This window comes from Noviherbaspirillum sp. Root189 (assembly GCF_001428545.1).
Classification (GTDB): Bacteria; Pseudomonadota; Gammaproteobacteria; order Burkholderiales; family Burkholderiaceae_D; genus Noviherbaspirillum.
In genome coordinates this window covers 272,458-293,900 of record NZ_LMHZ01000001.1, presented here as the reverse complement: position 1 = coordinate 293,900, position 21,443 = coordinate 272,458, and the positions used below count along the sequence as shown (strand labels likewise).

General features: G+C 60.5%; 17 protein-coding genes. 5 read left to right on the top strand and 12 right to left on the bottom strand.

Features of this window, described 5'->3' with window-relative positions; genetic code table 11:
- The first annotated feature begins 34 nt into the window (after window positions 1-34).
- Window positions 35-1,417 carry a tRNA uridine-5-carboxymethylaminomethyl(34) synthesis GTPase MnmE gene (mnmE, locus tag ASE07_RS01425; RefSeq protein ID WP_057288997.1) on the top strand — a complete coding sequence of 461 codons (1,383 nt, stop codon included), beginning with the start codon at window positions 35-37 and terminating at the stop codon, window positions 1,415-1,417.
- A gap of 250 nt (window positions 1,418-1,667) precedes the next feature.
- Here mnmE and ASE07_RS01420 read toward each other — a convergent pair whose 3' ends face one another.
- From ASE07_RS01420 to ASE07_RS01390, 7 genes are all read right to left on the bottom strand, one after another.
- Entirely contained in the window at window positions 1,668-2,099 is a 432-nt protein-coding gene (locus tag ASE07_RS01420; RefSeq protein WP_057288996.1) for a DUF4186 domain-containing protein, read from the bottom strand.
- 19 nt (window positions 2,100-2,118) lie between these two features.
- Window positions 2,119-2,340 carry a hypothetical protein gene (locus ASE07_RS01415; RefSeq protein WP_057288995.1) on the bottom strand — a complete coding sequence of 74 codons (222 nt, stop codon included), beginning with the start codon at window positions 2,338-2,340 and terminating at the stop codon, window positions 2,119-2,121.
- A gap of 184 nt (window positions 2,341-2,524) precedes the next feature.
- Window positions 2,525-3,679, bottom strand: coding sequence for a response regulator (locus ASE07_RS01410; protein WP_235548306.1), 1,155 nt, complete (start codon window positions 3,677-3,679; stop codon window positions 2,525-2,527).
- On the bottom strand, window positions 3,676-7,593 hold the full coding sequence (locus ASE07_RS01405) for a PAS domain S-box protein (RefSeq protein WP_057288994.1): 3,918 nt from the start codon (window positions 7,591-7,593) through the stop codon (window positions 3,676-3,678). The genes ASE07_RS01410 and ASE07_RS01405 overlap by 4 nt, the downstream gene beginning before the upstream one ends.
- A 152-nt stretch (window positions 7,594-7,745) precedes the next feature.
- The gene (locus tag ASE07_RS01400) at window positions 7,746-8,696 is read right to left on the bottom strand and encodes a CAP domain-containing protein (RefSeq protein WP_057288993.1); all 951 of its coding nucleotides are present in this window, start codon (window positions 8,694-8,696) and stop codon (window positions 7,746-7,748) included.
- A gap of 322 nt (window positions 8,697-9,018) precedes the next feature.
- Window positions 9,019-10,437, bottom strand: coding sequence for a sensor histidine kinase (locus ASE07_RS01395; RefSeq protein ID WP_057288992.1), 1,419 nt, complete (start codon window positions 10,435-10,437; stop codon window positions 9,019-9,021).
- Window positions 10,434-11,114 (bottom strand): response regulator, encoded by a 681-nt coding sequence (locus ASE07_RS01390; RefSeq protein WP_057288991.1) that lies wholly within the window; start codon window positions 11,112-11,114, stop codon window positions 10,434-10,436. Before ASE07_RS01390 ends, ASE07_RS01395 begins: the two co-directional genes overlap by 4 nt.
- A gap of 333 nt (window positions 11,115-11,447) precedes the next feature.
- On the opposite strand from ASE07_RS01390, the gene ASE07_RS01385 reads away from it, so the two are divergent.
- Together ASE07_RS01385 and ASE07_RS01380 are read left to right on the top strand one after the other, a co-directional pair.
- Window positions 11,448-12,377 (top strand): tripartite tricarboxylate transporter substrate binding protein, encoded by a 930-nt coding sequence (locus ASE07_RS01385; RefSeq protein WP_156396322.1) that lies wholly within the window; start codon window positions 11,448-11,450, stop codon window positions 12,375-12,377.
- Window positions 12,378-12,505: 128 nt separating this feature from the next.
- A complete protein-coding gene (locus ASE07_RS01380) occupies window positions 12,506-13,570 on the top strand; it encodes an AbrB family transcriptional regulator (RefSeq protein WP_235548305.1) in 1,065 nt (354 codons plus the stop codon).
- Between the two features lie 46 nt (window positions 13,571-13,616).
- Here the strand turns inward: ASE07_RS01380 and ASE07_RS01375 are convergent, their stop codons facing one another.
- Window positions 13,617-14,264, bottom strand: coding sequence for an NAD(P)-dependent oxidoreductase (locus ASE07_RS01375; RefSeq protein WP_057288989.1), 648 nt, complete (start codon window positions 14,262-14,264; stop codon window positions 13,617-13,619).
- Window positions 14,265-14,374: 110 nt separating this feature from the next.
- Between ASE07_RS01375 and ASE07_RS01370 the strand changes: the two genes are divergently transcribed.
- Window positions 14,375-15,298 carry a LysR family transcriptional regulator gene (locus ASE07_RS01370; RefSeq protein ID WP_057288988.1) on the top strand — a complete coding sequence of 308 codons (924 nt, stop codon included), beginning with the start codon at window positions 14,375-14,377 and terminating at the stop codon, window positions 15,296-15,298.
- A gap of 25 nt (window positions 15,299-15,323) precedes the next feature.
- Here ASE07_RS01370 and ASE07_RS01365 read toward each other — a convergent pair whose 3' ends face one another.
- Together ASE07_RS01365 and ASE07_RS01360 are read right to left on the bottom strand one after the other, a co-directional pair.
- On the bottom strand, window positions 15,324-15,860 hold the full coding sequence (locus ASE07_RS01365) for a hypothetical protein (protein ID WP_057288987.1): 537 nt from the start codon (window positions 15,858-15,860) through the stop codon (window positions 15,324-15,326).
- Window positions 15,857-18,463: a chemotaxis protein CheW gene (locus ASE07_RS01360; protein WP_082583873.1), complete on the bottom strand. Its 2,607-nt coding sequence runs from the start codon at window positions 18,461-18,463 to the stop codon at window positions 15,857-15,859. Before ASE07_RS01360 ends, ASE07_RS01365 begins: the two co-directional genes overlap by 4 nt.
- 367 nt (window positions 18,464-18,830) lie before the next feature.
- Here ASE07_RS01360 and ASE07_RS01355 point away from each other — a divergent pair, with 367 nt between their 5' ends.
- Window positions 18,831-19,589, top strand: coding sequence for a hypothetical protein (locus ASE07_RS01355; protein WP_057288986.1), 759 nt, complete (start codon window positions 18,831-18,833; stop codon window positions 19,587-19,589).
- Here the strand turns inward: ASE07_RS01355 and ASE07_RS01350 are convergent.
- On the bottom strand, window positions 19,546-20,148 hold the full coding sequence (locus ASE07_RS01350; RefSeq protein WP_057288985.1) for an MOSC domain-containing protein: 603 nt from the start codon (window positions 20,146-20,148) through the stop codon (window positions 19,546-19,548). The genes ASE07_RS01355 and ASE07_RS01350 overlap by 44 nt on opposite strands.
- Complete coding sequence (locus ASE07_RS01345; protein WP_057288984.1) at window positions 20,145-21,308, bottom strand: MFS transporter; 1,164 nt, start codon at window positions 21,306-21,308, stop codon at window positions 20,145-20,147. Before ASE07_RS01345 ends, ASE07_RS01350 begins: the two co-directional genes overlap by 4 nt.
- Window positions 21,309-21,443: the final 135 nt, after the last annotated feature.

Sequence of the window (21,443 nt, the reverse complement as noted above, 5' to 3'; positions counted from 1 at the left end):
CCCGCGCCGGTGACGCAAACCTACAATCGTTTCCATGAACTACGACTCCTCTCCCATCGCAGCCATCGCCACCGCTCCCGGACGCGGCGGCATCGGCGTCGTCCGCATTTCCGGCAAAAATCTCACGTCTGTCATGCAGGCAGTCTGCGGCCCCAAGGAGCTGCAGCCGCGACATGCGACCTACCTGCCTTTCCGCAATGAAGACGGCAGCGCGATCGACCAGGGCCTCGCCATCTATTTCAAGGCACCGCATTCATATACCGGCGAAGACGTGCTGGAATTGCAAGGACACGGCGGTCCGGTGGTGATGCAAATGTTGCTGGCACGCTGCCTGGAAGCCGGCAAGGAAATCGACCTGCGTCTCGCGCAGCCGGGTGAATTCACGCACCGCGCTTTCCTGAACAACAAACTGGACCTGGCCCAAGCCGAAGCAGTGGCCGACCTGATCGAGGCATCGACCGAAGCGGCGGCAAAATCCGCATCGCAATCGCTGTCGGGTGTGTTTTCCAAGACCATTCATGAACTGGTCGACAAGGTCATTCATCTGCGCATGCTGGTCGAAGCGACGCTGGATTTCCCTGAAGAGGAAATCGACTTCCTGGAAAAGTCGGATGCGCGCGGCCAGCTGGAACGCATTCGCGCCAACCTGGCGGAAGTGTTTCAGCAGGCCTCGCAAGGCGCCCTGCTGCGTGATGGCTTGAATGTCGTGCTGGCCGGTCAGCCGAATGTTGGCAAATCATCCTTGCTCAACGCGTTGGCCGGTGCAGAAGTGGCGATTGTCACGCCGATTGCGGGTACTACCCGGGACAAGGTGACGGAAACCATTCAGATGGAAGGCATTCCGCTCAATATCATCGATACCGCCGGCATCCGTGACGCCGGCGATGAAGTCGAACGTATCGGTATCGAACGGACCTGGGGCGAGGTGCATAAGGCTGATGTCATCATGCATCTGCTGGATGCGAGTCGCGGACCGACGCGGGCCGACGAAACCATTGTCAGCCGCTTTCCACCGAATGTACCGGTGCTGCGCGTCTGGAACAAGATCGACCTGTCAGGTCACAAACCGGCAGTCGATCGCATGAGCGATGCGACGCATGTCTACCTGTCGGCAACCGACCGGAGCGGCATCGATCTGTTGCGCAAGGAATTGCTGCGCGTCGCCGGCTGGCAGCAGACGGCGGAGTCACGCTTCATCGCGCGCGAGCGGCATTTGCTGGCCTTGAAGGCGGCGCGTGATCATCTGGATATCGCAGCCGAACTGGCCGCCAGTGGCGGTCAGACCAATGATCAGGCGCTCGACCTGCTGGCCGAGGAACTGCGCATCGCGCAAGACAAGCTGAACAGCATTACCGGCGAATTCACGTCCGACGATTTGCTGGGCGTGATTTTCAGCCGCTTCTGTATCGGAAAATAATTCCCTGCCAATCAGCTTCCGCTTACCGACGATGACGATGCGGTGCCCTGTCGATGCGTGCGGCGCGCAGCTTTAAAGATCGCCGCACCGCATAGGTCGCAGCAATCAAAACTATATAGTTGAGTGCAATGATGATTTCCATGTTGTGCTCCTTTGCTCGTCTACCTGTCAGACGATGCAAGACCCATTCCCGCCGCCTTGATTTTAATCAAAGGAAAGTTTCCCTTGTGAATCAGCGGCTTAGCCAAGATCATCCTTGGTTGTCCACAGGATTGTCCACGGCATTTGTGGGGAAGTCGAAAGCCGACTGCACCGATGCCTGTGGTGCGCGCGCCGCTTCAATGCGCAGCCAGCGCTCAAGCACCGAAGCGACATGCCGGCGCTCCGCTTCGCCCAAAACCCTGCCGGCAGCGATGCCATGCCATTTAGCCAGGCAAGCGCGACAGCACGTTGCCGTCGCATGCTGTGCAACAAATACCGGATGGCCGCGAAACGGCGTTTGCTTTCCATCGTTTTCCGGGTTGGCCGGCGCCAGGCGCGTGTCGATGAAGTCGCGGGCATGTCGCATGACCTCATCGACACCCTTGTTTCCAAGGTAGGTACGTTCCTCGGGCTTAAGGTGGAATCGCCGGCGAAATGGCGACCTTTGCAAGGCGCGGAAAACCGCGTCGATATGCCGCATTGATCAGTTGCGACGCAAATTACGCCGCGACATCGGCCAGCAGCCGATGCGCGAGGGCTGTGGCTTGTTCCAATGCCTGCTCGGGGCTGTCAGACGGCGCTTCCACCGTGTGGCGCGCATCCTCCGAGTCTTTGCCGTGTTCGCGGCTGACCAGAACCACCCCCTGGTAACGGCCGTCGGCCAGTTCCTGAATATCTGCTTGTGCAACCCAGTCTGCCTTGGTGTATTTCACTGCTGCCATGGCGTTCTCCTTTCATCCATATGGAGGTATGGACTATCCCGGGCGTCAGATGTTCGCAGTTGCGCTGATTTTCATCACATCGAAAATTCCCTGAAGAATCATATTGATAGCCCACCCTGGCATGCTTTATCCACAGGATTAGCCACAGGAAATGTGGGTAAGGCAGAGCCTGCTTGGCAGTGCTTCAAGCCACGGACTGGCAGGCTGTGTCGTCGTCGCGGTATTGGCTGGCGATGGCGCAAACCTGCTCTTCGATCTCGAGAAATGCGTCGAGGATATCGGGATCGAAATGCTTGCCCCGCCCTTCCCGCATGATGTGCATCGCTTTATCGTGGCTGAACGCGGGCTTGTAGACGCGCCGTGTGATCAGGGCGTCATAGACATCGGCGACCGCCATCAGCCGTGCCGAAGTCGGAATGTCATCACCCGACAATCCTTCCGGATAGCCTGAACCATCCCACTTTTCCTGGTGCGAATACGCAATTTCACGCGCAAAGGTAAGAAAGCCGTTACTGCCGCCGATCTGTCGTTCAACCGACAGGATGGCATCGCGGCCGTAGACGGTATGCAGCTTCATGATCTCGTACTCATCGGCATCGAGGCGGCCGGGCTTGAGCAGGATGCGATCCGGCACGCCGACCTTGCCGATGTCATGCAAGGGGGCAGACTTGAACAGCAGTTCAATATTGGCGTCGGTCAGCAGCGCGGCAAAACGGGGATGCGTCTGTAGCTTGCGCGCCAGTGCTGCGACGTAGGCCTGCGTGCGGCGAATATGGTTGCCGGTCTCGTTGTCGCGAGTCTCGGCGAGCGAGGCCATGGCCATGATGGTCGCATCCTGCATCTTCACAAGTTCACGGGTACGCAATCCGACCATTTGCTCGAGGAGGTCGTTCTGGTTTTTCAGCTGCTGTTGCGCGTTCTTCAGTTGCAGCTGGGTGGCGACGCGCGCCATCACGATCGGCGGGCTGATCGGCTTGGTGATGTAATCGGCGGCCCCAAGCCCCAATCCCATTTCCTCGTCTTCCGGCCGTACCCTGGCAGTCAGGAAAATAACCGGAATATCGGCGGTGCGTGCATCTGCCTTGAGCCGACGGCAGGTTTCATAGCCGTCCATCTCCGGCATCACGACATCGAGCAGGAGCAGGTCAGGCAGCGGATCGGCGGCGGCGATCTGCAAGGCCTTGATGCCGTTGGTCGCGATCCTGATCTTGTACTGCTCCTTCAGCAAGGCCGACAACAACGCGATGTTGTCGGGTGAATCATCGACCAGCAGGATGGTCGGTTTTTGCGTGACGCCGAACGATTGCGCGATATGCATCGAATGCGCTGAATGCGTCATGCCGTGCCTTCCGTATGTTCAATCTGGTAGCCGGCCAACCGCGCGCTCTCGCCCAATGCGGCGAGTGCATCGTCAAATTCATACTGGCGCATGGCCTTGTCGATGCGTTCCAGCGCATCCGTGCCAAGTGCGGTAGCCAGCAATCCCGAGGCCTGCTCGAGCAGTTCGCTGGCGTCGGCATCGGAGTCGCGCAGCAATTGCGCGAACCGGATAATGGTCGTTTGCATGGCGTCGCGGTCCACAGAAGCGGGAGCCAGCGTGGCGGCGGGTCGCGCCGGGCGTGGCAAGACTTTATCAATCGCTTCGTGCAAGCCGCGCAGCGTCATGCTCAGGTCGTCCAGCATCGGCTGCAATTGTTCGCGCAAGAGGCCGCGATGGATGTCCTGTTCAATCTGGCCGCACAGCCGCTGCAGCTTGCGCGCGCCCAGCAGGGCGGCGACACCCTTGAGCGTGTGGGCGAGCCGCTCGGCAACGATGCGGTCATGCTCAAGCGCTTCGGCGATGGATTCGGCGGACTCAGGCTGTCCTTCCCGGAAGCGTCCCAGCATCTGCAGATAGAAAGAGCGGCTACCCATGGTACGGGACAATCCATCCTGCACATCGATGCCATCGATGACCAGTTCCGGTTCCTGTCCGGGCATCTCGCTGTCTGCACCAGTCGCCGTGATCGGGATGTCTGGCCTGACGTACTGCGGACACCAGCGCAGAATGCTGCGGTAGACCTCGGCAGGGTTGACCGGCTTGGCGAGATGGTCATTCATGCCGGCAGCAAAGCAGCGCTGGCGTTCTTCGACCAGCGCGTGCGCGGTCATCGCAATGATCGGCAGGCCGGCGAACCGACCATCGGCGCGGATCAGGCGTGTCGCTTCATGGCCATCCATTTCCGGCATCTGCACATCCATCAGCACCATGCCGTAGCGGCCGGCATCCGCTGCGAGCAGCTTGTCCACCGCAATGCGGCCGTTACCGGCAATGTCGACCTCGATGCCGGCAGCCTTCAGCAATTCGGTCGCAATCTGCTGGTTGATGTCGTTGTCTTCGACCAGCAGGACACGCAGGCCCGCAAACTGTGGCGAGGCTTCACCGGGACGGTCCTGCGTCAAGGCCGATTTCGGGGCGAACAGGTTGACCAGCGTATCGACCAGCACCGACGCGTTGACCGGCTTGGTGAGCACGACATCGGCGCGTGCATGGCCGATACGTTCACGTGCTTCCTCGCTGCCATGCGCAGCCAGCAGGACCAGGCGCGGTACGCCGGTCAGCACCTCGTCATCCCTGACGGCATCGATGAGTGCGATGCCGTCCATGCCGGGCATGTCAAGATCCGTAAAGACGGCCGCATACGGCGCGTTGCCGTCCGCCGTGTGAATCATGTCCAGCGCCTGGCCGGCATTGCCGGCGAGATCGATGCGCACGGGCAGCATGCCCAGCGTGTCGGCCAGCACCTTGCGCGCATGAACGTTGTCGTCGACCAGCAAGACGCGCAAGCCGTTCAGTGCATTGGAGACGGTGACGCGCCGTTCGGGCAAGTCGGTCAGGCCGAACCAGCCGGTAAAGCGGACGCTGGTACCGACCCCGAGTTCGCTTTCGAGCGTAATGGTGCCGTCCATCAATTCCACCAGGCGTTTCGAGATCGATAGCCCGAGCCCGGTGCCGCCGTATTTGCGGGTAGTCGATTCATCGGCCTGGCTGAAGGCGCGGAACAATCTGGCGGTCTGCTCGGGCGTCATGCCGATGCCGGTGTCGCGCACCGTGAATTGCAGCCGTATCCGGTCAGTGCCGGTTTCCAGCACCTCGCAGGAAACATGGATTTCACCGTGATCGGTGAACTTGATCGCGTTATTGATCAGGTTGATCAGCACCTGCCCCAGCCGCAGCGGATCGCCGACCAGATGGCGCGGCACGTCGAGCGGAAACGCGAACAGGTACTCAAGCCGCTTTTCATGCGCTTTGGCGCTGGTCACCGTAGAGACATTGCTGAGCACATCGTCGAGATGAAAGCCGACATGCTCGACATCAAGCTTGCCCGCTTCGATCTTTGACAGGTCGAGAATGTCGTTGATGATGCCGAGCAGCGACAGCCCTGCGGTACGGATCTTTTCAACGTAGTCGCGCTGCCTGGTATCGAGTTCGGTGCGCAGCGCAAGATGCGCCATGCCGATGATGGCGTTCATCGGCGTGCGGATTTCATGGCTCATGTTGGCCAGGAAGATGGACTTGGCCCTGGTGGTTTCCTCGGCGTGCCGGCGCGCGAGTTCGGCTTCCTTCAGCTCGCCCTGGATCTGCAGGGTTTCAAGCCGGATGCGCTCGGCCACACTTTGCTGCAGGCTTTCTTCGAGACGCCGGCGTTCGGTGATGTCGGTCATGAAGGACAGCGTTGCCGGCCGCCCTTCCCACTCGATCATTACCGCCGACAGTTCGACCCAGATGATTTTTTGATGGACCGGATTGACGACACGGAAATGGTAATACTGTTCGACTGTATCGCCACGCAGGCGGCGCATATGGTGATCGGTCACCAGGCTGCGGTCGTCGGGATGGACGGCACTGGTGAACGGCATGGCGAATAACTCTTCGGGACTGTAGCCGGTGATTTCGGTCAGGCGCGGATTGGCAAACACGAAATGCCCATCCTGCACGACAAAAATACACTCCGTGACGTTATTGACGACTTGACGGTAATGTTCTTCGGACTTGTTGAGCGCTTCTTCGAGCTGGCGGCGTCCGGTGATATCCATGACCACCCATACGGTGCCGCGCGACAGGTCATGCCGGTTGACCGCGCGCCCGGACAGATAGGCCCAGAACAACGTGCCATCGCCACGCCGCATGCGCAGTTCGGTCTCGTACGATTCGCCGCGCCTGACCGCCGCGGCGACCGCCGCACCGGTCTTCAGGTATTCGTCGCGGGATGGATAATGCAGCGCCAGCGACTTGCCGACGGGATCGATCGCGTTCACCCGGAAGATCTGACACATCGCATCGTTGGCCCAGTTCACCCGCCCTGCCTGATTCAGGAACACCATGCCGACAATGGAGTTTTCCAGGATGGTTTCGCGTTCATCGAGGGTTTGCTTGAGGCGGTCCTCAAGCATCTTGCGTTCGGTGATGTCGCTGATGAAGCAAAGCGCGTCCTGCTGACGGCGCCGGTCGCTCTGATCGGACAGGAAAGCCAGGATGGCGGGCTGCCCTTCCCAGTCGATGCGCACGGCGCTGGACTCGACCCTGGCGATGCTGCCGTCGCGGCGCACCACGCGAAACAGGATATAGCGCGAAACGGCCGCCTCGCCATCCATGCGGCGCTGGTAACGCTGCATCACGTTGTCGGCATCGTCAGGATGGATCAAGACGGTGAACGGCTGCTTCAGTAATTCTTCCGGCGCAAAGCCCGACAGTTCGGCGGCACGGGGATTGGCATAAATCAAGCGGTTGCCCTGCACGACGACCATCGCTTCGCTGACATTCTCGACAACATCGCGATACCGGTCCCGGGAGCGGCGCAGCGCGGTTTCTTCGGCGGCCTTGCGCTGTTCGATATCGGTGAAGGTAATGATCAGGCGGCGCGCACCATCGGAAAGCGTCAATACCTGGAAACTGACAATGGCGGCGAGCAGCGAGCCGTCCTTACGGCGCATTTGCCATTCATTCGGCAGGCGTGACGAAGCGGCAAATAATTCAGCAAGGACGTGATCGCCGGATGCCGCGATTTCTGGCGGAGCGACCGTGGTCCAGTGGAGACCGGTGATTTCGTCGGACGTATAGCCCAGCATCCGGCAAAAAGCCTGATTGGCACGCAGAAAAATGCCACCGGGATCCAGGAAACAAATCCCGGTTCCCGTCGCGTCGAAAGCCGCTTGCAGCAGTTCGCTGTCTTCCGCGGCGCTATGGCTATGTGTTGTCGGTGTTGCCGTCATCCCGCCGTCCGCTTATTGTTATCGGCATGGTCTGCCTCCCCGGTAAGCAACGGAATGCGGTCTGCCTGTCTTTCCCGTTGATATCAGGAAAGACGATAGCAGAATTCGTGCGACGGCGGCACGCCATCGCCTTGTATCGCCTTGTCAAACACTTACTGTGTTGTAAAAGACCATGAGCGGTTGACGTCGGTGTTATCCACCTTGCCGATAAACTGCACATCGTAGGTGATATTGGCCGCCAGCGGATCCAGCGGGACGATAGCCGCGGCCGATGACGGCGTTTGCGTATCCGAGCCGGAAGTCAGCAGCCGTACGGTCAGATTGGCATTGCTGCCGCGCGGACGGATGGTGAAGCTTTGCACGGACACGGTCGCCGTAATATTGGCATGTACGCTGATCGGGTAGCCGACTTCATTGCGATTCGGGACCGGATCCGGCGATTCGTTGTCGCTGAAGAAGTTGCGCGGTACCCGGGACTGCGACGGCGCCGGATACACCACTACCGACCCGCGCGGCAAGCCGCGGTCGAGGCCATTGGCCGCAAAATTGGTGGTGAAATAGGTCAGTCCTGCGGAAACGGTTGCCGAACCGGCACCGGCTTCCTTGAACATCGGTTCCAGGATCACGAAGCGGTGGTAAATCGCGGCAATCAAGTCTTCCGCAGCATTGAAGCCCGACGCGTCCGAGGTCGCGGAAATGACTTCGCCATAGGCATAGCTATTGGTCGACGCGAATCCGTAACCGGCAACGGCCAGGCGATCGCCCACGGTCCGGCCGGTGAAATCGCGTCTGCCCTCGATCTGATCGTGGGTAATGATGTTATTCGTCTTTTGGTAATTCGAATGGCCCTGCGCAGCGACATCGATCAACGCATTGCGTGCCACTGCTTCCAGGCCGATTTGCCGGCGGCGGAAATTGAACCAGTTGAAACCATCGGTGGCGGTATTGCCGGTTGCCTGCGGCGCATTGGGTTCCTGTGCTGAGATCGTCGCGGCGGCGTTGGAAGAGGTGGTGCTTTGGCCGGAATCGCTACCGCCGCCACAGGCAGTCAGAATAAGCGAAGCAAGCAAAACGGGGTAGATCGAGCGTGTTGGTCGCCCCATGAATATTCCTTTTAACAAAATCCGGTGCGGGCCATGCATACACCGTGGCACCGTAAAGACAAACGCCGGTTAGACGGTAAGTTTCGTATTCGGTTGCAGGCCAGACTGTGAAATTACCTGATGCGGATAAGCTGTATGTTGATGTATACGGGAAAGCGTGGAATACGTGGCAACGACGGTGGCAATAAATCTATGCAGCCGGGTTAGCTTGGGTAATTTGCTCACTTTGCTCACTTTGCTCACTTTGCTCACTTTGCTCACTTTGCTCACTTTGCTCACTTTGCTCACTTTGCTCACTTTGCTCACTTTGCTTACTTGCGTCTTATCGCGGGAAACGGATCTGCGCTTTCAAACCCGACCCGCCGGTGCCTTCTTCTAGTTGTACCGATGCTTTGTGCATTGCGGCAATATCCCGCACGATGGTCAGTCCCAGACCGCTGCCGTGCACGTTGGCTTCCTGCGCGGACGCGGCCCGATAGAAGGGCGCAAATACACGCTCCCGTTCCGACTGGACAATGCCGGGGCCGCTGTCCTCAACCTCCAGACGTGGTTCGCCGTCATCCTGTGTAATGCGCAACATGACCTTGCCGCCGGGCGGCGTGTAACGGATCGCATTGTCAACGAGGTTTGACACCAATTCATGCAATAGCAAGGGATTGGCATTGACCTGCACATCCCCGTCGTCGGCATGAAAGGACAAATCGATATCCTTGCGTACCGCAAGCTGGGCCAGCTCGAGTCCGACCTGACGGGCGACTTCGGCCAGCGACACCCGCTGCATGTCGGCGACGGCAGCGCCATGTTCGGCACGCGCCAGCGTCAACAGGCGATTGGCAAGATGCACAGTCGAATCGGTGGTGCGCGCGATGCTCTCGACGATTTCCCGCATCGCCTTCGGATCGTCGGAACGCAAGGCAAGTTCGGCTTGCGTTTTCAACACGGTGAGCGGAGTGCGCAATTGATGCGAGGCGTCGGCAATGAAGCGCCGCTGGCCGGCGATCAGGGTCTGCAGGCGTGCCATGTAGCCATTCATGGCAACCACCAGAGGACGCACTTCCTTGTGCACCAGGTCGGCATTGAAATCGGACAGGTCGGTCGGTGCACGCGATTCGACATCGCTTTTCAGCTGCATCAACGGCCGCAGCACCAGACGTACGGCAACCCACGCCAGCGCAGCTGCGGCCAGCACCAGCACCGCCTGGCGCGCCAGGGTATCGATCAGGATCTTGCGCGACAGCTCGTGCCGGCCCTCCAAAGTTTCGCCGACCTGGATCATAGCGATGCCACGCATGGAGTCGTCATACACCGGCTGGTATAACGCAGCGATGCGGACCGGTTCGCTGCGATACGTCGCATGATAGAAATACACCAATGCCGGATAGGCATCGGAGCGCGTCGCGTTGCGCGGCAGGGGCGGCAGATCGTCGTAGCCGGAGACATGCTCGCCATGCACGCCGGTGACCTTGTAATAAATCCGTCCCAGCGTGTCAGTTTCGAAACTATCCAGCGCCACGTAAGGCACATCGGCCACCACGCGGCCGTCGACAATCGATACCCGTTCGGCCAGTGCGCGCGTGGAGGCGAGCAGTGAACGGTCATAGGCTTGGTCGGCGGCTTCGAGCGCATTGTTGTACACCGAGACGGCATCGATCAGCACCAGCACCGCAAGCGGGATCAGCAGCCAGCGCAGCAGTTGCGAACGCAGGCTGCCAAGGGGCGCTTCCGGCAATGCTGCGTTCATTGCGGCTTTTCTTCCAGTAAATAACCGAGGCCGCGCAGCGTGGTGATAGCAACGCGTCCCGGCTCGGCGCGTTCGAGCTTCTTGCGTAGCCGGTGCACATAGATTTCGATCGCGTCGACATTGGCTTCATCGTCGAGCGCAAAGACATCGTCGAACAGCTTTTCCTTGGACACGGCGCGGCCGGCGCGGGTCAGCAGCACTTCCAGCACCGCATGTTCACGCGGCGTCAGGGCCAGCGGCGCGCCGCCATAGGTGAACATGCGCGACACGGTATCGAAGGACAGGGCGCCGCAGGTGAGGGTGACCGCTTCGTTACCTTGCGAGCGGCGCAGCAGCGCCTTGACGCGTGCTTCCAGTTCCGCCAGTTCGAAAGGCTTGGGCAGGTAGTCGTCGGCGCCCAGATTGAGTCCCTGCACGCGGTCGTTGAGGCCGCCACGGGCGGTCAATACCAGCACCGGCGTCTTGCTGCCACGCGCACGCAGGCGCTTGAGCACTTCCAGTCCGTCCATTTTCGGCAGGGTCAGGTCGAGGATCACCAGTGCGTATTCCTGCGTATGCAGCAGGGCATCGGCATCGGCCCCGTTCATCGCGCATTCCACCGACAGGCGCGCATCCTGCAGCGCCTTGGTAAGCCAGCGTGACAGTTCGGCATGATCTTCGACCAACAGGATTCGCATGGCAGTATTCGGGCTGGAAAAATGGAGACTCGCTGGAAAGCTTTGCGAAAACTTTCTACCAGTTTTTTGAAAGCATTTTGAAAGCTTGTGACGGTTATGGTGCTTGCTCAACAGGCAGGGCGACAAAACAAACAGATCAGCGCCCGCCTTGCGATGCCATCATACGCATTTCGCCCGGATTGCAAAAGAGCATGCCTTTGCCAGCGTCAGATCGCCGATGGATGGATAATTGCAGCGATACCGCCTCCACGGCGGCGTTGAGGAGACACGGTGGGAAAACGAAGCGCAGTGACAATCGTGCTGGCCTTGGCATGGACAGCATGGCAGGCATCAATGCCGGCATCGGCATTGGCACGCCCGCCCGAATGCGTAGTGCCTGCCAAACCGGGCGGCGGCATGGACCTGACCTGCAAGCTGGCGCGCAAGGGGCTGGCGCAAGTCGCCGCTGACATGCGTGTCGATCCGGCGTTGCATATCAGCTATTTGCCGGGCGGCATCGGCGCGGTGGCCTGGAATTCTGTCTTGTCGCAGCGGCGCGCGGAAGCCGATACGCTGGTCGTGTTTTCCGGCGGCTCCCTGCTCAACCTTGCACAAGGCAAATACGGCAAGGCGTCGGCCGCCGATGTACGCTGGGTCGCGGCGCTCGGCACGGATTACGGCATGGTGGCGGTACGCAGCGATTCGCCCTACAAGACGCTGGACGATCTGCTGAAGGCGCTCAAGCGCGATGCCGGCAAGATCTCGATCGGTGCCGGCGGCACGGTCGGCAGCCAGGACTGGTTGAAGGTGTCGATCATTGCGAAGCAGGCCGGCATGAATCCGAGGTCCTTGCGCTTCGTTGCCTTTGAAGGCGGCGGCGAATCGTTCACGGCCTTGCTGGCAGGCCATGTGCAGGCGGTTTCCGGCGATACCTCGGAAGCCGCGCTGTACGCCGCCGGCGGCAAGATACGGGTGCTGGCCGTGATGAGCGACCAGCGCCTGCCCGGCGTACTGGCCAGTGTGCCCACCGCGCGCGAACAGGGTTACGACGTCACCTGGCCGATCATTCGCGGCGTGTACATGGGACCGGAAGTACCGGACGCGGACTATCGCAAGTGGGTGGCCGCTTTCGACAGGATAATGGCCGAGCCATCGTTCGCTCAACTACGCGCGGCCCACGGTCTGTATCCCTTCGCCATGACCGGCGATGCATTGACCGAGTATGTGCGTGGCGTCGTTGACACTTATGGCAAACAGGCAAAGGAACTGGGTTTGATGAGATAGATATAAAACCGCAAAGAAACCGAAAAGCTCCTCGATGGGAGTCGGCAACGCCGTGTGGCCCGGTGGTCCTGACGCGTGTTGCCGATTCCCGCTGCACATGCCTTCGTTTGTCCAATGCCCAATGCCCAATGCCTCCACCTCTTGTCATGCTTCAAACCCGTTTTCACCCTTTCCTGCTTGCCTTGTCCATCGGCCTTGTCGCCGCCTTGTTTTGCGAATGGATCAACACGCCTCTGCCCTGGATGATCGGTCCGCTGTTTGCCACCGCTGCCGCACGCATGGGCGGCACACCGCTGGCATGCCCGGTACACGTGCGGGAAGCGGGACAATGGGCGATCGGCGCCGCCCTCGGCCTGTATTTCACGCCCGCCGTGGTGCGGGTGCTGGCCTCGTATAGCGGTTATATCGTGCTTGGCGTACTGTTTGCACTGGTGCTCGGCGCGTCCTGCGGCTGGCTGCTGCACAAGCTGTCGGGTGTTGACCGCACCACGGCGTTTTTTGCGATGGCGGTCGGCGGCGCATCGGAAATGGCCAACCAGGGTGAACGCCATGGCGCCAAGGTGGACCGTGTCGCGGCTTCCCACAGCCTGCGCATCATGATGGTGGTGGCGATCATTCCCTTCCTGTTCAAGTTCCAGGATATACGGGGGCTGGACACCTTCGTTCCGGGAGCGCGGGTCGTGCATTACGGCGGCTTGCTGGTGCTGATCGGGTTGACGGTGCTGGGCGCCTTGCTGTTCAAGCGCATGAAGTCGCCGAATGCCTTCGTGCTCGGACCGCTGGCCATCACGATTGCGTTGACTGCCTCGGGCATCAACCTGTCGGCGCTGCCGGAATGGATGGTGCATCTTGGCCAGCTGTTCATCGGGATTTCGCTGGGCACGCGCTTTACACCGGAATTCCTGCATACGGCGCCGCGCTATCTGGTCAGTGTGGGTTTCTGCACACTGGTGGCGATGGCTGTTGCCGCCGCTTTTGCGTTCGGACTGGCAAACATCAGCGGCATCCATCCAGCGACGGCGATCCTGGCGACCTCGCCGGGTGGCATCGCGGAAATGAGCCTGACGGCCAAGAATCTGCAGCTTGGGGTGCCGATCGTCACGGCATTCCATGTGACGCGGCTGGCGGCGCTGGTGATCAGCATCGGCCCGCTGTTCCGGCTGGGGCAGCGCCTGAAGAACCGGCACGGATAGTCAGGAAATGGCTGCTCAGGCACCGATGCCTATCAGGCGGGTGGGCTCAGTAACCGACGGTGAAGCGCTGTCGCGGATGCGCCGGCTTTTCAAGTTCATCGATCATCGCCACCGCATAATCTTCCAGCGAGATGTGACTTTCGCCGCTCTTGTCGACCAGTAATTGATCGGTGCCAAGGCGGAAATTGCCTGTTCTTTGTCCCGGTGCGATATGTGCAGAAGGGCTGAGCATGGTCCAGTCAAGATGCGTTTGCTGCCGCAGCAACTTGAGTGCTTCCCGTGCGCCCTCGGCGGTGGCCTTCCATTGCGCCGGGAATTCCGGCGTATCGACCACCTGCAAGCCGGGCGCGACTTCCAGGCTGCCGGCACCGCCAACCACCAGCAGTCGCGGGACGCCGGCTTCTTGCGTAGCGCGGATGATGGCCCGCATGCCACGCAGGTAGTAGTCGTAGATATCGCTTTTCGCATGGCCGCTGAATGCGCTGATCACAGCATCGTGGCCTTTCAACTGCGCAGCCAGCGCCGGGTCCAGCACATCGGCTTTGACGGCCTGAAGCCTGCCCTTGCCATGGTCGTCCGCGGCCAGCTTTTCCGGATGCTGAACCAGGGCGGTGACGCCGTGGCCACGGGAGAGCGCTTCCTTGCGCAAGGCCGAGCCGATAAAGCCGCTTGCGCCGATGAGTGCGATTTGCATGGTGTTCCCCTTGAAAATGTCGATGGAGCAGCCATCATCGTGGAAAACATTGATTCGATAAACGGCAAGATCGATAATTCATTGTTACTTTTTTCTAATCAATACTTGCCATGTCCCTGCTCGGTCAAATCGATCTCAACAGCCTGGTGGTCTTCGATCGGCTGGTCGAATGCGGCAGCTTTACGGCCGCCGCGGAACGCCTCGGAATTGCCAAGGCCCGGGTCAGCATACAGATCGCCCGGCTGGAAGAGCAGTTGGGCACCAGCCTGTTCCACCGGACGACACGGCGTGTGACACTGACCGATGCCGGCCGCAGTTTGCATGCTGAATGCCAGCCTTTACTGCAGGGCTTGCAGGATGCGGTGATGCAGGTCGGTCAGGATGGACGGGACGCCGGAAAAGCGGTCCGGCTGAGCGGTACCCTGCGGCTGACCGCGGCGGTCGATCATGCGGTACTGTCCTTGGCCCCGGCGCTGGCACGCTTTGCCGCCCTGCATCCGGATCTGCACATCGACTTGCGGGCCAGCGATACGGTCGCAGACCTGGTCGGCGAAGGAATCGACGTCGCGATCCGCCTTGGCTGGCTGCGGGATTCCTCGCTGCGTGCGGTGAAGCTCGGCGAGTTCGGTCAGTATCTGGTGGCGTCGCCCGATTACCTGCAGCGCAGCGGCGCACCAGCCCGGCCGGAAGAACTGGTGGACAAGGAATGGCTGGCGCTCAGCCTGCTGCCAACGCCGCTCACCTGGAAATTCAGCGCGCCGTCCGGCGAGACGTGTAGCGTACAAATGAAATCGCGCATCCGGGTCAATTCGCCGGGCGCCCTGCGCGCCTTGCTGCGGCACGGCGCCGGTATCTCGGTGCTGGACCAGCAGGCGGCCAGCGAAGGCATCAGGGCCGGCTACCTGGTGCAGGTGTTACCGGAATGGTCATTGCCGCGTGGCGGCGTGTATGCGGTGTACCCGCCGGGGCGACATGTGCCGGCCAAGGTGCGCAGCTTCATTGCGTTCTACCGCGACTATCTCGATTCGCTTTGAACGGCGTTAGCAACAGTAATAAGCTTCAGGAAAACGACAGCCGGGTCGGCGGCCACCCGCGCAATGCGTCATCGTTGCTGCGGCGTGCGGGAAACATGCCGGCCGCTGTCATCTTCAGCCGGTCGAGCGAAAACTGTCGCAGGTGCTGGAACACGCTCTGGTTGATTCCCATCGTGGCCTGCATGACCAGCATGTCGACTTCGCGATGGACGGTATCGGCCAGTGGCGCGTCCGCCAGTGCCCGGCGTTTCGCGGCGCGGGTGCGCTCGGATTGTTCGGACACGACGCAGCGGAACGCATCTTCCAGCGTCAGTTCGCTGGTTTCGCAGGCCAGCACCCAGCATTGCGGCTGTTCGGGATGCGGACGCAATACCTGTTCGCGGCACAGCGTCACGCACAGTTTCAGCAAGTCCTTGACCGGCATGCGCGTCAGCCGCTCCAGCTGGTCAAGAGTGAGGGAACGCGGCGCGCACGACACGAACTGGCCAAGCACTTCGGTCGTCATGCAAAGGCGTGCGTACAAGGCACTGTCGCCCAATAAAAAACTGTCAATCGCGTTCATGCTGCTTTCTCCAATAAATCTGCGTCGAACGCCATGTCGGTCAGGCGATTCACGTCAGTGACGTTTAATACGGTAGGCAGGCTGGGGTCTTTCAGGCACGCATACAGCTGTGCCACATCCAGCGCCTGAATCAGCAGGCGGCCTCCGTTGGCCTGGATCACTTGCTTGACCAGCAAGCCGTCGGCATTGCCGGCAAACGGGGTGGGCTTGATCTGGGATGCCTGAAATTCCGGCACGCCATGCAGTTCATCGACCAGCAGTCCGATGTCCTGCCCGTCATGACGAACGATGATGACCTGACTGCTGTTTTCGATATGCGCAGGTGCGCCGCGCATCAGGTGGCGCAGATCGAACACCCAGACGAACTGCCGGTTCTCGCCGTAGCGCTGCAGCGCCAGCACGCCGACACGCTCGGGCCGGCCGCCCATCGAGACCGGTGACACTTCCGATGCCGGCAAGGCTTCCAGCACGTGTGCGGCGGGGAGGGCGAGCAGCATGCCGTCGATGAAGAAGCTTGCATACTCGGTGCCGCCGCTGGCGGTGACATCGGTTTCCAGTACCGTATCTTCGCGGTTGACTGCGGAACTGCGTTCGCGTACTTCGCCAAAGGTATCAAAGACCACGGCCAGCACGTCTTCCCTGTAGCCGTCGGATACCTTGAATTCGCGGTAGCCGTTGGACACCGTGCACCCCATGATCGCGTAATGGTCGTCATGGATGACGATGCGCGATGCACTGCTGCCGTTGGCCGCAGCCAGCAGTTTCGGGTCGATGTCGAGCTGCGCGCCGACCGGCCGTGTCGGGTCGGTACTGGAGATCACGCGTCCGCTGCGATCGATGAAGAGCGCGGTCATGTCGCTCTTGTCAGCCAGTGCGCCGCGCAGCATGGCGGAAAATTCCGGCTCGGAATCGAACACGATGCCGATGCCGCCAACCACCGTGGATTCGCGATGCGGATCACGGATCGCCGCATGATAGATGTAGGTCGGCCGGTTACCGTACAGCGGGGTGGGCGCGAACGGCGATACGTAGTAATCCTGTTCGCTGCGCAAGGCCATGACGCTGCTCAGGGTGGTCGCATCGATCATCGTGCCGATCACCGGGACGCCGTCTTCCATCGGATTGGTGCTGGCAATGATGCGGCCTTCGCTGTCGTACACGAAAATGCGGGTGTAGACGGTATAGAGCCGGTTGATGTAGGCGAGGATGGCGGTGATGCTGGCGATGGCTTCGTGATCCTTTTCTTCCGATGCCAGCGCATTGCGCAGTTCCGGCGTCAATGCCCACCAGCGGCAGTCGTCCGAACGCTCGTACAGATTCCGGTCAAGCAAATCGACCAGCAAGTGAGACACGAATTCCGAATCGCGCAGGCTCGATGCCAGCACCGTTTCATAGAGGTCGCGGATCGATTGCGAAAACAGCTCGTTGCTGCGCATGCCGGTCTCGCTGATCTGGTCGAGAATGGTCTTCAGCTTGAGCAGTTCCCCGTGCTGGCCGGCGGTCATCACCTGGCCGTTCCAGACCACGCGTCGGATGGTATCGGCCGCGGTCATGATTTCGAACAGCGGCGGGCAGAAGGAGCGGGCATGTGACAGCAACCCGTCGGCGACGCTCGGGTCGAGCGAGGCAAGCGCATTGCTGCTGCTGCCATGGAAGGCGACATCCACCGGGATCATGACCTGGCCCTGCCAGCCCGGCGGTCCCATGTAGCCCTGATAAGCTTCGGCGCTGATGGTGCGTACCAGGTATTCGCGGCCGCCGTAGACCATCAGGCGCGGACTTGCCGAGCGATTGACCGGCACGGTGGCGCCAACCGGAATCCACAGTTCGTCGGCGCTGGCGATCACCTGGTTGTTCCCATCGAGCAGCAGCATGTTGGCGCGCTCGTCGGCATCACGATGTGAATCGAAAATCCCGGCCAGTTCTTCCTCGAAATGGAAGCACAGGCACAGCACGCCGACCGCGACGCCGGTGTCCGAATGCAGCATGCGGCGCGAGTAAATCAATGCCTGTTTTTTCAGCGGCCGCAAGTCGGTCGCACGGAAGGTTTCGACATAACCTTCCGCCATGAGCGTCTGACGGATCAACGGATCGGTGCTGCCTTCCAGCGGTGACGATTCATCGATCTGGACCAGCACGTTGCCTTCGGTGTCGAGCAGGATAATCTCGTCGTAGACGGTGTATTTGTTGCGGTAAGCGCGCAGGCGCAATCGAATCGCGTCGGCGTCGTCGTGCATGCCGGCGACAAATGCACAGAGTTCGCGGTCGGTGGCAAGGAAGCCGACATCGGCGGTGCGCTCGTACAGGTTGCGCACCACGATGTCGATCACGTACTGCGCCTTGGTGCCAATCTCGTCGAGCACGTTGCCGACTTTTTCGGTGACCAGGCTGGTAACCAGTTCCTGTTCGAGGCGATTGAAGCCGGCGCGGGTCGCGGCCATGGTCGGCAGGATGGTTTTCGCTTCGACCGGACAGTTCATTTTGGCGGAAGCTTCAATCATGCGCCACATGAGGTTCAGTTCGCGCAGCGATTGCTCGCAGCGAACGACGTCGCGCATGTAGGGAAGAAATGTGTCGATGGGTAAGGGCGCTGAATCACTCATGATGACTGTCTTGGCAATTATTTCTCTTAAGCTCTCAGCGCAGTCCGGGTGGAGACACGCTTCGAGGTGAGCGGCACATTTAGGTGCACTGCAACATTCTTGCAATTTGCAGGCCAGCAGGGAATTTCCAGCGTTTTTGGGCCTCAAACCTAGCCTTTGCTGTTGTTAGGCAATGGCAACGCCTGTTGTCACCCCTATGCGCGCCGCGTGCTTAGACAGCGAGCGCCGTTTTGGTGCGCATGGTCAAAAACCCGCAGAGACATGCGCAATGCTGGTGCTTGATCAAGAGCGACCAGAGGCGATGTTTTTATGCTGGCCGTCCAGCGAATGAAGCTAAACTAGAACCGTTATTGCAAGTGATAGACCTATGAAACCTGTTGCACCCGGCACCGTCATTTTTCACCGTCACCGAGGCTATGGCGTTATCACGTCGGTCAATCTGCTGACCGGCTGGATTTCGGCCCGTTTCGGCGACGAGGTGCGCACACTCGACCTGAATCTTTCCCATGACGAGCTGCAGCACGCCGATGGCGAGCCGATCCATTTCCGGCGTGATCCGCCAGACCGCATGCCGCACGCGCGGCTGATGGCCATGGTGCGCGAACTGCATCGCGCCGGCTATCAACGCTTATATTTGTACAGCTGGCCGAAACCATCGGGCCTGCACTGGCGCTGGCACCTGTTCACCGGACAGCGCAACTGGATGGATCGTGCATGGCGCGAAGGCTGGTACGGATCCGGTGCGGATTACAACTTCAACCCGATACTCGGCTGGGGTGACCAGCCGGGCGCCACGTCCAAGGAACTGGTGAACGCATTTGCGCAATTCGATCCGCATGGTCTCGCACAGGCGTTGAAGCGCGATGAAGACCACACCGCATGGTTCGATGCGGTGTGCGAAGCCTTGCTGCCAAATTATGCGTACACGCTAGGCTGGGATTATCGCGATGGACCGGTACCCGAGCACCTGCCGGTGATCCCGGTACGACGTGGCGTGCCGCCATATGCGGGACCGCCGCTGCCTTGGCCACCTGGCTGGACACGCCTGTGGACCGGTGGAAGTACGCTGGTGCGCAGCAGCGTCAGAACAAATCCCGCTGGCGCCCCTTCAGACGCCTTTCGTTGATTTGCACAATGGAAGTCTCACGCGGGCCGGCGCTCAGCACGATCGCATCGCCGGCCGCAATCGCTCCCGGTTCAATCACACGCAGGTAAAAGCCGCTATTGCCGGCCTGCACCATCATCTTTGCCGCGTGGCTAAAGCCCATCTTTGCATTGAACTTGAAGCAGGGCTGGCGCGGTTCCGTCACTTCCAGCAGCACGGTGCCGATGCGCAGCCGGTCGCCGATCCAGAGATCCTTTTCCAGCAAACCCTGCAGCGTGAGATTTTCTCCCATCGCGCCGGGCGGCAGCGGCTCTTCACGCTTCAGTGCCGCGAGACGCTGCGCAATCCAGAAGCCGTAATGCTCGGACGGATAGGCATACACGGCCTTATTGATGCCGCCGTGCACAGTAGGGTCCGCCTGTTCATCACCGTCGAGACCAAGCCGGTTCACCCGGACAGCGCCACCGACTGGCCGCTTGTGCATTCCGGTGGCGATGCGCCGCACCGGTTCCTTCATGTGTTCCGATGGCCGAACGAACAAGTCGCCGATGGCGCCGACATTAACACTGATGACTTTCATGCTGCCTCGGCCATGCGGCGGCGCTGCGCCATGTTGCCTGCCATGAGCGATACCGCGATGGCGACCGCCATGGGTACCACCGCGAAATACGACAGCTTGGCCGTGCCGGCAACCGATACGATGACACCGCCGAGGAAGGCACCCGCCGCCTGGCCGAGATAAATGGCGGAGGAGTTGAGCGATACCGATGCCGAAGCAAGCGAAGGCGCCATCCCAACCAGGCGCGCCTGCTGCGAACCATTGATCGCAAAGCAGCCGAAGCCCCACAACAGCATGAGCACCACCGATGCCGGCAGCGAGCCGCGCGACAGCGGCCAGGCAATGATCGCCGCCAGCATGCAGCTCATCGCGACCACGCCGACACGCATGGGCCCGATGCGGTCCATCACGCGCGCGCCGAGCACATTACCGATGACGCCGGTGACGCCGAAGCACAGGAACAGAAGACTGATGACGGTCGGTGTCGCGCCAATGAAATCCTTCAGCAGCAATGCCATATACGCGAACATGGTGAACATGCCGAGCGCCTGGATCGCGGTGACGGAAATCACCAGCAGCAGGGGTGTGTTGGCAAACAGCGCCTTCCATGCCGCACGGTCCATCGGCGCGACGAAGAGTTTGGCCGGAATCTGTATCCAGACAGCGACGGCAAACAGCGCGGATATCACGCCGACCAGCGCCATGGTTGATCGCCAGCCAATATGCGCACCCAGATAAGAGCCGAGCGGCGTGCCGACCACGGCAGCAATCGACCAGCCGAGGAATACCAGGCCGATCGCCTTGCCGCGCATTGCGGCGGGCACCATCAGGCCTGCGGTTGCCGCGGCCTGGGCAGTAAAAAGTGCGGCGCCAATAGCCGTCACGATGCGTATTACCAGCAGGCTGGTATAGTCCGGCGCCAGCGCGGCAACCCCATGCATGACAGCGTAAAGCACGAGGGAAGCGGTGAGCAGCTTGCGCCGGTCGATCGCCGTGGTCCAGCTTGCAAGAAAGGGGCCGCCGACACAGATCATCATTGCAAAGCCGGAAATCAGCATGCCAACCATGGCATGCGAAATCGCGAGGTCGGCAGCAAGCTCATTAAGCATGCCGGGCACGACCATGACGCCGGTGCCGATGGCGAAATTGCCGAGGGTAAGGGACCACAGTCTGGGTTGCATGGCAGCTCCGGAAAACGAGGATCCCAGTGTAACCAAAGCCGCCCAGGCTTGCTGAATGACTCGAAACGGTACGCAAAAACCAAAGCGCCGTGTCCTTTATCGGGACACGGCGCTTTGATGATGCTGCGTTTCGGT

What these genes read in the sequence shown, in the direction of transcription:
- ASE07_RS01380 (WP_235548305.1), top strand. Translation starts at nt 12,506, where the DNA reads ATGCCTCCACCTCTTGTCATGCTTCAAACCCGTTTTCACCCTTTCCTG.
- mnmE (WP_057288997.1), top strand. Translation starts at nt 35, where the DNA reads ATGAACTACGACTCCTCTCCCATCGCAGCCATCGCCACCGCTCCCGGA.
- ASE07_RS01345 (WP_057288984.1), bottom strand. Translation starts at nt 21,308, where the DNA reads ATGCAACCCAGACTGTGGTCCCTTACCCTCGGCAATTTCGCCATCGGC.
- ASE07_RS01405 (WP_057288994.1), bottom strand. Translation starts at nt 7,593, where the DNA reads ATGACGGCAACACCGACAACACATAGCCATAGCGCCGCGGAAGACAGC.
- ASE07_RS01360 (WP_082583873.1), bottom strand. Translation starts at nt 18,463, where the DNA reads ATGAGTGATTCAGCGCCCTTACCCATCGACACATTTCTTCCCTACATG.
- ASE07_RS01365 (WP_057288987.1), bottom strand. Translation starts at nt 15,860, where the DNA reads ATGAACGCGATTGACAGTTTTTTATTGGGCGACAGTGCCTTGTACGCA.
- ASE07_RS01420 (WP_057288996.1), bottom strand. Translation starts at nt 2,099, where the DNA reads ATGCGGCATATCGACGCGGTTTTCCGCGCCTTGCAAAGGTCGCCATTT.
- ASE07_RS01355 (WP_057288986.1), top strand. Translation starts at nt 18,831, where the DNA reads ATGAAACCTGTTGCACCCGGCACCGTCATTTTTCACCGTCACCGAGGC.
- ASE07_RS01415 (WP_057288995.1), bottom strand. Translation starts at nt 2,340, where the DNA reads ATGGCAGCAGTGAAATACACCAAGGCAGACTGGGTTGCACAAGCAGAT.
- ASE07_RS01400 (WP_057288993.1), bottom strand. Translation starts at nt 8,696, where the DNA reads ATGGGGCGACCAACACGCTCGATCTACCCCGTTTTGCTTGCTTCGCTT.
- ASE07_RS01350 (WP_057288985.1), bottom strand. Translation starts at nt 20,148, where the DNA reads ATGAAAGTCATCAGTGTTAATGTCGGCGCCATCGGCGACTTGTTCGTT.
- ASE07_RS01370 (WP_057288988.1), top strand. Translation starts at nt 14,375, where the DNA reads ATGTCCCTGCTCGGTCAAATCGATCTCAACAGCCTGGTGGTCTTCGAT.
- ASE07_RS01390 (WP_057288991.1), bottom strand. Translation starts at nt 11,114, where the DNA reads ATGCGAATCCTGTTGGTCGAAGATCATGCCGAACTGTCACGCTGGCTT.
- ASE07_RS01385 (WP_156396322.1), top strand. Translation starts at nt 11,448, where the DNA reads ATGCCGGCATCGGCATTGGCACGCCCGCCCGAATGCGTAGTGCCTGCC.
- ASE07_RS01410 (WP_235548306.1), bottom strand. Translation starts at nt 3,679, where the DNA reads ATGACGCATTCAGCGCATTCGATGCATATCGCGCAATCGTTCGGCGTC.
- ASE07_RS01395 (WP_057288992.1), bottom strand. Translation starts at nt 10,437, where the DNA reads ATGAACGCAGCATTGCCGGAAGCGCCCCTTGGCAGCCTGCGTTCGCAA.
- ASE07_RS01375 (WP_057288989.1), bottom strand. Translation starts at nt 14,264, where the DNA reads ATGCAAATCGCACTCATCGGCGCAAGCGGCTTTATCGGCTCGGCCTTG.